Annotated in this window: 8 protein-coding genes; 1 reads left to right on the top strand and 7 read right to left on the bottom strand. The window is 45.0% G+C overall.

Features of this window, described 5'->3' with window-relative positions; translation table 11 throughout:
• Positions 1-17: 17 nt before the first annotated feature.
• The 4 genes from murI to AC5EF3_RS10770 all read right to left on the bottom strand — a co-directional run bounded on the left by murI (position 18) and on the right by AC5EF3_RS10770 (position 6088).
• Positions 18-815 carry a glutamate racemase gene (gene murI / locus AC5EF3_RS10785; RefSeq protein WP_012777995.1) on the bottom strand — a complete coding sequence of 266 codons (798 nt, stop codon included), beginning with the start codon at positions 813-815 and terminating at the stop codon, positions 18-20.
• 3 nt (positions 816-818) lie between these two features.
• Positions 819-1688 carry an N-carbamoylputrescine amidase gene (aguB, locus tag AC5EF3_RS10780; protein WP_493548060.1) on the bottom strand — a complete coding sequence of 290 codons (870 nt, stop codon included), beginning with the start codon at positions 1686-1688 and terminating at the stop codon, positions 819-821.
• Positions 1689-1726: 38 nt separating this feature from the next.
• Positions 1727-2758 carry an agmatine deiminase family protein gene (locus tag AC5EF3_RS10775; RefSeq protein WP_493548059.1) on the bottom strand — a complete coding sequence of 344 codons (1032 nt, stop codon included), beginning with the start codon at positions 2756-2758 and terminating at the stop codon, positions 1727-1729.
• A 174-nt stretch (positions 2759-2932) separates the two neighbouring features.
• Positions 2933-6088 (bottom strand): TonB-dependent receptor, encoded by a 3156-nt coding sequence (locus tag AC5EF3_RS10770; protein WP_012777992.1) that lies wholly within the window; start codon positions 6086-6088, stop codon positions 2933-2935.
• A 397-nt stretch (positions 6089-6485) separates the two neighbouring features.
• On the opposite strand from AC5EF3_RS10770, the gene AC5EF3_RS10765 reads away from it, so the two are divergent.
• Entirely contained in the window at positions 6486-8054 is a 1569-nt protein-coding gene (locus AC5EF3_RS10765) for an ArnT family glycosyltransferase (RefSeq protein WP_012777991.1), read from the top strand.
• Positions 8055-8078: 24 nt separating this feature from the next.
• Here the strand turns inward: AC5EF3_RS10765 and msrA are convergent, their stop codons facing one another.
• From msrA to AC5EF3_RS10750, 3 genes are all read right to left on the bottom strand, one after another.
• Positions 8079-8732 carry a peptide-methionine (S)-S-oxide reductase MsrA gene (gene msrA, locus AC5EF3_RS10760; RefSeq protein ID WP_493548058.1) on the bottom strand — a complete coding sequence of 218 codons (654 nt, stop codon included), beginning with the start codon at positions 8730-8732 and terminating at the stop codon, positions 8079-8081.
• 80 nt (positions 8733-8812) lie between these two features.
• On the bottom strand, positions 8813-12073 hold the full coding sequence (locus tag AC5EF3_RS10755) for an efflux RND transporter permease subunit (RefSeq protein WP_493548057.1): 3261 nt from the start codon (positions 12071-12073) through the stop codon (positions 8813-8815).
• A complete protein-coding gene (locus AC5EF3_RS10750; RefSeq protein ID WP_493548056.1) occupies positions 12073-13197 on the bottom strand; it encodes an efflux RND transporter periplasmic adaptor subunit in 1125 nt (374 codons plus the stop codon). The genes AC5EF3_RS10755 and AC5EF3_RS10750 overlap by 1 nt, the downstream gene beginning before the upstream one ends.
• Positions 13198-13520 lie beyond the last annotated feature (323 nt).

Genomic DNA, 13520 nt, shown 5'->3' with positions numbered 1-13520 from the left:
GGCGATCACTGCTTTTATTACAAATCCACAGTTTCAACTCTGGTATAGCCAAATTTTTCAAGTACTGGGAAGTATGCGTCCCTATTTGCTCTACCACCAGTAAGTAAAACACATGCATCTGGGGATTTTTTAGATGACTTTTCCCTTACTAGGAGTCTACCAACCTGACGCCCTATCGCATCCCCAGAATCTATCAATTTTGTAACATATGCAGGACAAGCTTTTTGTATTTGATCCCGAATTAAAGGAAAATGTGTACAAGCCAAAACAACCACATCAATATTCTGGCCCTCAGCACCTGAAAACAAAGGCGAAATTGCATTGTCGAACATATCTTGAGAAAGAATTTCTCCGCGTACATGTCTTTCGGCCAATTCAACCAAACCAGCGGTGCCATGGCGCACAACCTTGATGTGAGCAGCAAATTGGCGCTCCAAGTCATCCAGATATTGTCTGCGTATCGTTCCCGGTGTGGCTAACACCCCTATCGTTCCCGTTTGCGTGATTTCAGCGGCCGGTTTTATAGCCGGAACCGTTCCCACGACTGGAATATCAACAATTTCGCGAACACTTGCCAATGATAAAGTACTTGCGGTGTTGCACGCCATGACAAATATATCGGGCTTAGCTTTTTCTATCAGTGCTTTGCATAGCTTTGGCAATCTAGCTTGCAGCTCTTCATCCGATTTCAGACCATAAGGAAAAAAACCGGCGTCAGCAGCATAATCAACAATCGTGTCTGGGATCTGTTCTCTGATGGAATTGACAATGGATAACCCACCAACACCGCTATCAAAAACAAGGACCCTATTCATCACTTAATAGCGCCCATCATCATCTGCACCTGACACGAGGCTCGCATATAATTCAGGTCTTCTGTCTCTGAAAAATCCCCATGCTGCTCGCATCTGGTCATTATAATCCAGATCAAAACTAGCGACACGCACCCCTTCTTCAATACGGTCAAGATCTTCAACAACCTCGCCTACCGCATCACATATGAAACTCGTTCCATAAAAAGCTTGCCCATCTTCCGTGCCAACGCGATTGGCTGCAGCAACAGGAACTACATTCGCCACGGCATGCCCTTGCATGACACGTCGCCAACGCGCTGCTGTATCCATATCTGGCTCCTGCGGTTCTGACCCGATTGCCGTAGGATATAATAACAGGTCAGCTCCCGCCAACGCCATGGCACGCGCACATTCTGGATACCATTGATCCCAGCATATTCCGACGCCAATACGCCCCTTTTGGGTATTCCAAACTTTGAACCCCGTATCACCGGGCCTGAAATAGAATTTCTCCTGATATCCAGGTCCATCTGGAATGTGAGTTTTGCGATAAACACCCATTAATTCGCCTGTGGAATCGATCATCACCATTGAATTAAAATAATGCGGACCCGATTTTTCATAAATGGAAACAGGAATTACGACATTGAGTTCTTTAGCTATGGGTGCCAGCGCCACAACACAAGGGTGTTCTCGCCACGGGTAAGCACGCAAAAATTCTTTTTCTTCCTGCGTCTTACAAAAATAATGCCCCTGAAACAGCTCTGGCGGAAGCACAACATCAGCGCCAAGCTTCGCTGCGTCACGTATTTTGCTTATGATAGTTTCAATATTGGCGTGCATATCGTCGCTAAACGCACTTTGAATGACACCGACACTTAATTTTCGAGACATCAATTACACCTGAAGTTAATCGCAATTCTACACATTCATCATGCGGGTTGCTGTTGTGTGATGCAATGGAAAGAACCACCGCCAGTGAGAATATAGTTAGATGGCAAGCCGATAAGCTGGCGATCTTTAAAAATATCCTGCAAAATTGAAATGGCTTCTTCTGCCGCAGCTTCACTTTTTTCACCATAAATGGGCATAATCACGGAGGCGTTGCCTATTAGAAAATTCATATGGCTTGCAGGCGAAATCGCCCCTTCAGCATCTCGATATAAACCCGGAGATGGAATACGCGTCACCTTTAATTTATTCCCATCGGCGTCAGTCTCATGCGACAAGACATCATATATGGCGTTGAGCACATCTGCATTTGGATCATCATCACCTGTTGGAGCCATGCAAACAACATGAGCCGGCCCAACAAATCGGGCGACATTATCCACATGCCCGTCTGTGTGATCGTTCAACAATCCACCTTCCAGCCAGATAACTTTGCGCGCACCTAACGCTTTTTCTAAAGCTTCCTCGGCATCGGCTTGTGTTTTCCATTCTGGGTTTCTGTTTGCATTTAACAGACATTCACGCGTGGTCAGGAAAGTTCCTTTTCCGTCTCCGTCAATGGCACCACCCTCTAGGACAAACTCATATTGCTCACTACGCGCATCTGCTATCCACGCCACCGCACGCGATACTTTATCGTCATGCTCATAGATATATTTTCCGCCCCACCCATTCACCCGAAAAGATGCGGCCAGGTCATGAGACAGAAATATAGGTCCCGTATCACGCAACCAAATATCGCCATAAGGCTGCAAGATAATCTCAGCGAGATCACCCAAAGCTGCATGTGCGCTTTCGCGCGCTTCTTCATTCTTGACGAGGAGTTTGACCTTATCGCCTTTGCGGTCGTTGCAATCTTCACTCAAACTACGGATCAAACCTTCGACCTCAAGACGTGCAAATTTTGCTTCCGGTGCCCATAAATCATCGCCCGTAGGCCACGCTGTCCACACGGCTGCGTGCTCTTCCCATTCAGCGGGCGGTACGACTGCTTTATTGTCTATCACACTCATGGGATCGAAATTCTTTCAGCTAATTTAGTGCATAAAGTCAAAATGGAAGGCGATATATCGAGCTTCTTCATCACAGGGTCAATAAGTATTCAAATTCCGCAAACATAAAAAGGGCGGCTCCAACCGGAACCGCCCTCTTCTATTTATACATTCGATTGAATGTCTAAGCGTTGCTTAGAATTCGTATTTCACACCAAGACGTAGTTCCCAAAGTGAAACGGCTGTTTCACGACGTTCAGCTGTTGCAGCAAAGAACTCGTTGTAAACATACTGGTTAGTTGCTTCATCAATTGACGCATCTACAATACCAACTGTTTGTGGGAAGCCAGCTTGGTAAACTGCACCCCACTCATCGTTAAGCAAGTTTCCGATGTTTTCGATAGTGAAGTAAGCTTTTGATTTGTGTCCGCGCAATGCACCAGGGAATTCCTGTTCGATGCGAAGATCAAATTTGTTTACCCACTGACCGTCTTGAGCGTTACGTCCAGCGATTCCGCCACGTCCAAGTCCAGCGCCATCAACATAGGCGAAGAAAGCTTCTTGGTCGAAACCGTCTGCGAAGCGAACCAATGGGTCACCCGCACCAGTTGGTACGTAAAGCAAGTGGTTTGCAACAGAGTCATCACCGAACATATCGTCTGATGAGCTGTTGAATGTGTAAGAGAATGGACGCGCTTGGTAAGCTGACCCAAACAAGTTTGCACGTGTGAAATACTCGCCAAAGAACGCTTTTTCCCATGAAAGGTTCAAAGTGAAGCGGTGAGGAATTTCATAGTTTGATGTTGCAACGCCAAGGTTGTTCGCATCAGTACGAGCAACGTTAAAGAAGTTAGAGTTCGCAACTGATGAAGTCATTGGGTTTGAATCTTCAGCATCTGTAAATGCGTAAGCCAATGTCCATTTAATTCCGAAATCTTCGTATGCTTTAGACAATGCACCAGAAAGTGTGTTTGATTTTCCACCATCATTGTTAGTCAGCAGATAATCACCACCAAAACCAGCAGATCCACCATAAATTGGGCGACCATCTGGAGCGTTACCTTCTTGCTCAGCTGAAATCAGTTGAACAGTTGATGCATCTTTAGTTGCTGACAACAACCAGTCAGCCATCAATGAGTAATCTTGACCCCAGAAACCTGGAAGGTCGAAGTTATATGTGAAACCAGCTGCAAATTTCCACTCAGAAGGAATTTCAAAGTCTGGGTCCAGCGCGTTAACAGGACCATTTGTTGATGCTGCTGCAACTTCGTTGAAGAGACCCTCAGGGATACCGTAGAATGGACGTCCAAGGCCGTCTTCGTCATTTACGAATGTCAGGCTTGAAAGTGGAGCACCAGAACGATCTTGAGCTTCGTACAATGTTACACCATTGTTGGAGTAGTTGTTCGAAATCCAAACATTCGGGTTACCACCAGAATAAAGTCCGGCACCAGCACGAACTTGGATGTCACCGGCGTCATAGTTGAAGCCAAGACGTGGCATAAGAAGATCTTTGCCATCCATATTTGAAGTGTTAGCGAAACCGTATTTGTCAACAAAGTTTTGGTTGTAGTTAGGCTCATCATCGCTTGTGTAATAGTCATAACGAAGACCAGCAGTCAGGTTCATGCCTGGCTGAATTTCCCACTCATCCTGTAAGTAGAATGTGTTTACTGCGTAACCAAATTCCGCACCACCATCATTGGCGTTGTTTGTACCAGTGGCGTTTTCGTATGTAATACGGCTAGGTGTACCAGCGACAAAATCGTCAATTGAAGAGAAGCGGTACTCACCTTCAGCTTCTTGTACGAACAAGTTGAAAACATCTGTTTCAATGCGCTCAACACCAGCTGTCAATGAGTGGTTGTTCAATTGGTAGTTTGCAAGACCTTTGTAAGTCCATGTCGCGTAGTTAAGTGCGTTTGCGTGACGTGAGTCATCAGAACCTAGGTAAATTGTGTTACCGTTGTGACTGATTTGAACTTCACCAAAACGAGCACCATCAAGTGACGCTTGAGTGAATTCAACTTCGTTTTTAGAAACGCGCAATTCTGTCGAGAAATTATCTGTCCAGTTAGAGAACAACTGACCAGAGTATGTTTTTGTCTCAGCACCACGTTGGTAAAGGTGTTTTGAGTATTCAAACTCATTGTTGTCACCATCTGATTCAGAAAGGCTCAAACCTTCATCATAGTTGTATGTGAAAGACGCACGGTGGTTATCAGTAATGTTTGCATCAACGCGCATCAAATATTTTTCATTGAATGTCGCTTCAGTCGCAGGAACACCACCTGGATCATAGTCGTACAAATTGATGGCAGCATCACGGATACGGTCATAATCTGCTTGAGTGAAACCAGCGATTTCTGTACCAGCACCAGAACCTTCAACACCGCGGTCGATTGTTGCACCTGGGCCTTCGAATTTTTCATAAGCACCGAAGAAGAACAAACGGTCTTTAATGATTGGACCACCTAGAGAGAAACCGTGACGTTTTGTTTCAAATGGGTCTGAATTGATTGTGTCGCCTTCAGATTTGTCACCTTTAAGGCTATCATCTGTGTAGTCGAAGAATGCAGAACCGTGGAATTCGTTTGTTCCTGATTTCGTTACAGCGTTGATGTTACAAGCTGTGAAACCGTTATACTGAACATCAAATGGTGCAAGCTCAACTGAAACGTTTGAGATAGCATCAAATGGGAAAGGCATTTGCTGACCAGGGTAACCGTTTGAGTTCAAACCGAAACCATCGTTCAAGCTCACACCATCAACTGTCAATGAGTTAAAGCGTGGGTGAGCACCCGCACATTGAACACCATCACCAAAGCTCTCATCAATGTATACGCGCGGGTCTTGGCGGATAATGTCGCGAAGGTCACGGTTTACAGATGGAGAATTTTGAAGTGTTGCAAGGTCGAATGTAGAGTTAGGACCAATTGCTGTTTGGATCACGTTTGCCGCAGAAGCTGTCAGTACAATTGTATCCATTGTACGAGCTGCATCTGTCGCTGCAAACTGAAGGTTCAAGTTTGCAGTCTCACCAAGAGCAATGAATACATCGTTCAATTGAAGAGATTGGAAACCATCTGCTTGAGCAGTAATGGAGTAAGGTCCACCAACATTCAGACCACGTGCTGAAAAGGCACCCTGTTCGTTTGTAGTCAAGTTAGTTGCAGAACCTGTACGTGTATCAACAACAACAACAGATGCACCTGAAACAACTTGCCCTTCAGGAGAAGTTAGCTGACCGCGCAATGCAGACGAAGTTACCTGAGCTTCTGCTTGAAGCACGATACCTGAAGAGATGGCGGCAACAGCCACACCACCGATGAGATTTTTCCAATTGGTCATAGATATACCCCGTAAGACCTACTGACAGTGGCGCATGCTATATTGGGAAGGGCACACACCGCGAATACGGGTCGCATACATTGAAGACATGACACTAAAAAGACAGTTTTCAGATATGATATTTTTTTGATTTGTCGTGACACATTTTTGCAACAATGCCAGTTTTCATAAAAATCCTCAAAATTTGCTCAAATACACCGCAACTTTCATTAACCTTAAAAAGTCAAGTCAGAAATTTTTCAAAAATAATCCGTACAGAAATCAATTTTAATAAACCAAATCTAAAACCTACCCTCCCTTAGGGAAGGTAGAATTTGTCATATACATTTGCTAAACTCATCAGAAACAGGTTTAAGTTCCCTAACTCCTGAAATCCAACCCAGAGACAAAGCCTTACATGTTCCCAATACCAAGTATTGTACACCGCAACCCTATTCGAACAGTGGCAGTGGTCCTAACTGCTTTAGTCTTCTTAAGGCTTGTCTCCGTTATTCTTTCTCCACTTAACATCGGTCCAGATGAAGCCCAATACTGGAGATGGTCCACCGAGCTGGATTGGGGATATTATTCAAAGCCGCCACTGATTGCATGGATGATATCTTTGACCACATCTATCTTCGGTCACAGCGAATGGGCGATACGATTTTATGCACCATTTGGGCATGGTTTTGCTGCCTTCTTCCTATTTTTGCTCGGAAAAAAAGCATTTGACGTCCGAACAGGTGCTTGGGCTGCTGCCATTTATATGATGATGCCGGGCGTTTGGCTGTCTTCCAATATCATTTCCACGGATGGACTTTTACTGCCCTGCTGGTCGGCAGCAATCACGTTATTGTGGTATCAAAGAGAAAACACTTCTTGGCTAAAAGCTATATTGATGGGGTTAGCAATCGGATTTGCATTCCTCGCAAAATACGCTGCCATCTATATCCTTGTCGGGTTTGTTCTGGCTGCAATTGTCGATAAAAAAACTCGCCAAGCTCTGCTCTCTTGGAAAACCCTCGCAACACTCGCCACCGGGTTTGCTGTCATTCTTCCAAATATATTATGGAATGCTGCGCATGATTTTGCGACACTTGGCCATACCGCAGACAATGCAAACTGGGAAAATTCCACATTCAACCCTGAAAACATGATCAAGTTTTTCCAGGACCAAATGGGGGTATTTGGTCCCGTATCTTTCATTATATTGCTTGGTGGTCTGGCAATTATCTTGCCTAAAACAGATAAAGCGAGTGCCGCAAAGGACAGATGGTTTCTGTGCTTTATTCTACCAGCACTTATCATCATTGCAGGCCAAGCCTTCGTTTCACGCGCACATGCAAATTGGGCGGCGAGTGCATACCCAGCTGCATCCGTCCTTGTCGCAGCGTGGAGCTTGCGCGCAAACTGGACAGCATTCTTAAAAATCGGTCTCATTTTTAATGCTGTTGTTGGCTTTGCAATGCTTGCCTTTTCCATCAGTCCGGCTTTTGCGGATCTAACAGGATTTTCAAATGCTATCAAACGCGTCCGTGGATGGGAGCCCTCCATTGCGCAACTTGATAAAGCTGCCAAATCCATAGACGCAACCGGAATTGTATTTGACGAACGTGAGTTCTGGCATGGCATGGATTATTATGGAGAACGTCTAGACTCCCCGCCTGAGCATTATCTATGGCAACGCCATGATACGCCTCATGCATTTGCAGAATCATTTGCTCCCGTGCCCAAAGGCCAACCAGACACCTATCTTATCGCATCCATTCGTCCCAATTTTTTGGCGCGTATGAAAGCAGACTTTGAAACATTAGAGCCTGTTGGCCGTTTTGATATTCCTATTGGTGGCTCGCACCTGCGAACATTCTGCCTCTACAAAGCAAGCAACTTCAATCCAGTGCCGCGCACATTGGAATATGAGACAGAGTTTAAGGACCTCGTAGAAAAATGCCCCTATGAGGAAAACATCATCTCTTCTACGAAATAAATCTCAGGCCTGACGCGCACAATATTATTTGTGCGCGGTCTCGTTAGCCCACACCTGCTCTATTCGCTTATCCCGTCCGCAAGAACTGCGATAATAGCGATATCTAAGCGGGTTCTTTTTGTAATAATTTTGATGATATGTCTCAGCTGGATAAAATGGCGCTGCTGTCAGGATGGGTGTTACAACTGGCGCCTCCAACACACCTGAATTTTCTAAATCACTTTTAGACTTCAACGCTATTTGTTGTTCATTTTCATCATTCACAAAAATAGCCGTTTTATAGCTGTCTCCGCGATCACAAAATTGTCCGCCATCATCTGTTGGATCAACATGACGCCAATAATAAGTTAGCAATTCATCGAAGCTGACCGTTTCAGGATCATACTCGATCTGTACCACTTCATAATGACCGGTATCTTCACGTGAGACTTGTTTATATGTTGGATTGTCTACATGTCCGCCAGAATAGCCTGAAATTGTCGCGACAACACCGTCAACTTTATCAAAATCAGATTCAACGCACCAGAAACACCCGCCCGCCACAACAATCGTTTTTGTAATTTCGGGCTTAGTATCCAGCCGCTCAGACTCAGCGACATTAGGAGCCGCAGTCGATTGCGAGCAACTTGCTAGCAAAGCAACAGACGACGTGAAAAATAGTGTTTTATAATTCATCATGCATGAATTATGGCTTAGTTTAAAACAACTACAACCACAAAACGCGTTTATCACAGAGTTTTGAAAGCGTGTGAAACGCCCTATTCGGCAGCGTGTGGAGATGCTTTCGCATCACCAATTTGTCCGTCCGAATGCTGTGGATTTCCGCCGATAACATCTTCCATAACGACATGGTTTTGATCCAATCCCGCAACTTGTTTCAGGCGCAACCAGTTTCTATCTCTCCAACGTCCCATTTTTTCAGGCGCAGCCAACCAAACCGGTGTCACGATCAAAGTGACAAATGTCGAAAAACCAAGTCCAAATACCACAGCCGTGGATAAGGGAACCCACCATTCAGATGCAGCGCCACCTTTAGATATTGTGCCTGCTCCAAAATCGATATTCATTTGCACAACCATGGGCAACAAACCACATATCGTTGTTCCAGTGGTCAGCAAAATAGGCCGCATTCTTTGAGCAGCTGTCATAACGGCTGCTTCATGTGCTGTTCGTCCATCCAAAATAAGACGCTGGAATGTATCAATCAGCACGATATTATTGTTCACCACAATACCAGCCAACGCCACAACACCCGTTCCTGTCATAATCATTGAAATGTAAGATGAAGCCAATTGCAGCCCGATCAACACACCAATCGTGGATAAGATCACGGCCGAAAGCGTTAAAACAACATGATAGAAATTGTTAAACTCCCACAGCAAGATGACCCCCATTAAGAAGAGAGCACCAAATGCGGCTGCCTCAAAGAATGCCGCAGCTTCGGCTGATTCCTCATCGGCACCTTCAAATTTCACTTTCACACCTGGGTCAAAGTCCTGCGCATCAACCCATTTTTTCAAAATGGCATTCATATGCGCACCCTGCCCCGCAACTTCAGCATTTGCGCGCAATGTGAAAACTCTTAAACCGTCTCTACGATCAATTCTTGTCAGCTGAGGAGCTGGCACGCGATCAACAAATGTTGAGATTGGGGTTGGCCCATCTGGCGTAGAGACAGTTAGATCATCCAAAGCCTCTACTGTTCTGTATTGCGCTGGGAAACGCACTCTAATATCGACCTCATCAATAGCATCATCTGGTCTAAATCTGCCAGCAAGTGCACCATTTGTGATAAGCTGAACAACACCGCCAACCTGATTGATATCTACGCCAAATTTAGCCGCTCTTTCTCGGTCAATGTCCAATCTCCATTCTGTTCCCGGCAATGGGCGCGTATCTTCAATATCAACCAGACCATCCGTATTATCTAATTTCTCCCGAATGAGCGTCGCTGTTTCAAGCAAGGCGTCTTGATTGGATGCAAAGACCGAGATTTGGACGTCTTTCCCAACGGGCGGCCCTTCCTGAAATGGCGTGATCTCAATATGAGCACCGACAAAATTCTTAAACGCCTTGCGTATTTCAGCTTCAACTTTACGGCCATCAACTCCCGGCGCACTTGAATCTAGATCAACCAGCATTCGACCAACTGTATCGACGGGAATAGAGCCTGTCCCAGTCCCAAAGCCGCCTTCTGATGCCGCCGGACCAGTCACAGTCGTCACCGATAAAATTCCATCGATAGGCAAAACCAATTCTTCAGCGCGTTTGGTCACTTCAAACTCTTCAGCGCCCGATAGATTTCCTTGTGCACCGACATAAACGTAGAGCTTTTCGGGTTCAGCATTCAAAAAGAAATAGACGCTGTGCTGAGTCGTTCCAAACCACATGATGATTGCAACACAAATTGCAAATAATCCGCCTGTAACCATTAAAGGGCGATGACATAATTTATCAATCAAGCGCGCATACAACCCAAAAAAGCCTGTCGCTTTTTCAGGCGCACCATCAACACCAGAAAATTCTTTTAATGTAGAATCTGTATTCTTATTTCGACCACCAATAACCCCGCCAAGAACCGGAAGAAAAATAAGTGCCATAAACAAAGACGATGTAAGAACAAATATCAAAGTTATCGGCAGATAAGACATAAACTTACCTGGCATGGAATTCCAAAACAGGAATGGAAGGAATGCTGCCAGCGTCGTGGCATTGGATGCAATGATCGGCCAGAACATGCGTTTACCAGCCGTCGCGAACGCTTCTACCTTATCCAACCCTTCGGCCATTTTACGGTCTGCATATTCGACCACCACAATCGCACCATCAACCAGAATACCAACAGCGATAACCAGCGCGAACAGCACCATCATATTTATGGTATATCCGGCCCACCCCAGAAACAGAAACCCCATCAGGAAACTGGCGGGGATAGAAATCCCAACAAGAATAGCGGACCTTAAACCCAGCGCGCCCACAACGATAATCATCACAAGAATGACCGCTGTCATGATCGAAGATTGCAAGGTGGCGATCTGATCTCCGATTTCAGCAGATTCATCTGCCGTCAGTTCAACATTTAAAGTATCGGGCCAATTCAACTGTAACTCAGCAATTGTTGCACGCACACTCGCAACTGTTTCGAGAATGTTGGCACCCGAACGCTTAACAACTTGCACAGAAACTGCTGACTGACCGTTGAAACGTGCATACTCATCTCGGTCTTTAAATGTCCGTCTAACCTCAGCCACATCCTTAATTGTCACCACTCGGTCACCGACACGCTTAATTGCGATATCAAATGCATCTTGCGGCGTTTCAATCAAACCGGGCACTTTAATCGAATAACGCCCCTGCCCCATATCTATGCTGCCGGCAGGAATGAGGTTGTTATTTGCTTGTATCGTTGCAAAAATTGTCGCAGCAGAAAGATTATAAGTTTCCAGTTTTACTGGATCTACTTGAATTTCAAGGACTTCTTCTCTATCGCCTTCAATATTTGCTTCTAAAACACCCGGTATTGATTCAAGGTTTTCTTGAAGCTCTCTGGCAATACTGTACAAACCACGCTCGGGCAGATCACCATACATATTGACGACAACTACTGGAAAGCGCGCTGTATTGATCTCTGATACAATTGGCTCGCGCGTTTCAACGGGAAATTCCCGCTTGGCCATATCTACTTTTTCACGAACATCCAAAAGAGCCTGATCAACATCAGCATCCATTTCAAATTCTATCGCAAGCTGACCAGCTCCTTCCAAAGCAACAGAATTGACCTGTTTTATCCCTTCAATAGACCTAACTTCCGCTTCTGTTGGCCGAATAAGGAGGCGTTCAGCATCTTCTGGAGAAATACCTTCCAACGGAATAGTCACCAGAACAAACGGCACTTGAATCTCTGGTGCAGCTTCTTTTGGAAGATTATTATAAACCACAATTCCGGCGATGATCGCACAGACCAATATCGACAGCACCATACGCGCCCGCGAAACTGCTCCGTCGATGAGCGAATTCATTACGAATTATCCCCTTCAAAAAAAGCTTCGACACGAAGCCCTTGTTGAACATAGTCTTGTCCCTGCACGATAATATCAGCTTCTTTTGGTAAACCGCTGACCCAAACCCCTGACGGATCGCTATCAACGATTTCAACCAACGCCAAATTGACCATTGAATTAGGCCCGACAAACCGAACACCTGGTGCACCATCATCCGAGTAAACAATCAATGCTGGGGAGATATGATGCGCTAACCCTTCACCAATTTGAATGCGAATTTCAGCTGATTGCCCTGCTGGATATTTCATATCACTATTTTCTAGTGCAATTTCAACACGATATGTGCCTGTTGAAACATCTGCGGAAGACGCTACATAGCGAAGTTTGCCAGCAATACTTTCATCTGAACGATGCCCTAATTGCGCACTAGCTGCAGCACCCGATTGCAAAATCCCTGCGTATTTTTCAGAAACATCAGCAGCGACAATCAAAGGGTCGAGATCCAGCATCACACCGCAGACACTTCCGGGGGAAAGGAAATCCCCAACTTCCGCTTCTCGTTTTTCAAAAATACCAGCAAATGGTGCCCGAATATCTGTTTTTGATAACTCTACCTCAGCACCCTCAACGGCTGCCGCAGCCGCATCTAGTGTAGCTCTCGCTGCTGCTTCCTGATTTTCAGGTTTCCAACCTTTTTCAACCAATTCCTTGGTTGCGTTATAATCAAGTTTAGCTGAAGCATATTTTGCTTTAACTTCATCCAGATTTGCTTGACGCGCATCGACATCCAGTCCGCAAAGAACAGCGTTTAATTTTACAAAACTACCCTCAACAGCATTCGCTCGAGATACAACACCAGTTGTTTCTGATCGTACAAGCACCGTCCGCTCAGGTTCAGAGCGACCCTTTAAATTCAGATATATAGGATGCATTTCAGATTTAGATTTGCGTACCAATACCCGCACAACTTCTTTACTACTCCGTTTTTCAGGAACCGGCTTATCAAGTGTAGGAACTGCATTTGCTGTGCCTTCCGGGATATGTGTTTGTGTATCATCCCCAGAACGAAAAAGCGCACTGCCGACAAAATATAGGATAAATACCGCAAAAATACCTGCGGCGATTTTCATAGACCGCGACATTCACAGGTTTCCTTTCACTCTGACAAACCGGCATTTTGCAGGCTTTTCCCTGATTTAATAAACTCAAATTATAATTTTGGCACGTAATTGCTATGGTTAACGGACATTGTGTCACGACTTATACATGATTACTCTTTCCCAATACCAATTCTCAAGCACTAAATTTACAAAGTGAAAAGAACTTTTTATTATCAATATTTCTGAAATTGCGTATCAATGCTCATTTTTGCATTCCCTAAAGTGTCAGTTTAGTTGCAAGTTGCGCCTTTAGGACTTAGCTCCCCTATATCAGTCGATTTTATTCGCAAAATCTGTTTTTCTAA

This window comes from Hirschia sp. (assembly GCF_058892565.1).
Note: the sequence above shows the minus strand (reverse complement) of the source record. Positions and strands in the feature narration are given on the sequence as shown.

What these genes read in the sequence shown, in the direction of transcription:
- AC5EF3_RS10755 (WP_493548057.1), bottom strand. Translation starts at nt 12,073, where the DNA reads ATGAATTCGCTCATCGACGGAGCAGTTTCGCGGGCGCGTATGGTGCTG.
- aguB (WP_493548060.1), bottom strand. Translation starts at nt 1,688, where the DNA reads ATGTCTCGAAAATTAAGTGTCGGTGTCATTCAAAGTGCGTTTAGCGAC.
- AC5EF3_RS10765 (WP_012777991.1), top strand. Translation starts at nt 6,486, where the DNA reads ATGTTCCCAATACCAAGTATTGTACACCGCAACCCTATTCGAACAGTG.
- murI (WP_012777995.1), bottom strand. Translation starts at nt 815, where the DNA reads ATGAATAGGGTCCTTGTTTTTGATAGCGGTGTTGGTGGGTTATCCATT.
- AC5EF3_RS10775 (WP_493548059.1), bottom strand. Translation starts at nt 2,758, where the DNA reads ATGAGTGTGATAGACAATAAAGCAGTCGTACCGCCCGCTGAATGGGAA.
- msrA (WP_493548058.1), bottom strand. Translation starts at nt 8,732, where the DNA reads ATGATGAATTATAAAACACTATTTTTCACGTCGTCTGTTGCTTTGCTA.
- AC5EF3_RS10770 (WP_012777992.1), bottom strand. Translation starts at nt 6,088, where the DNA reads ATGACCAATTGGAAAAATCTCATCGGTGGTGTGGCTGTTGCCGCCATC.
- AC5EF3_RS10750 (WP_493548056.1), bottom strand. Translation starts at nt 13,197, where the DNA reads ATGTCGCGGTCTATGAAAATCGCCGCAGGTATTTTTGCGGTATTTATC.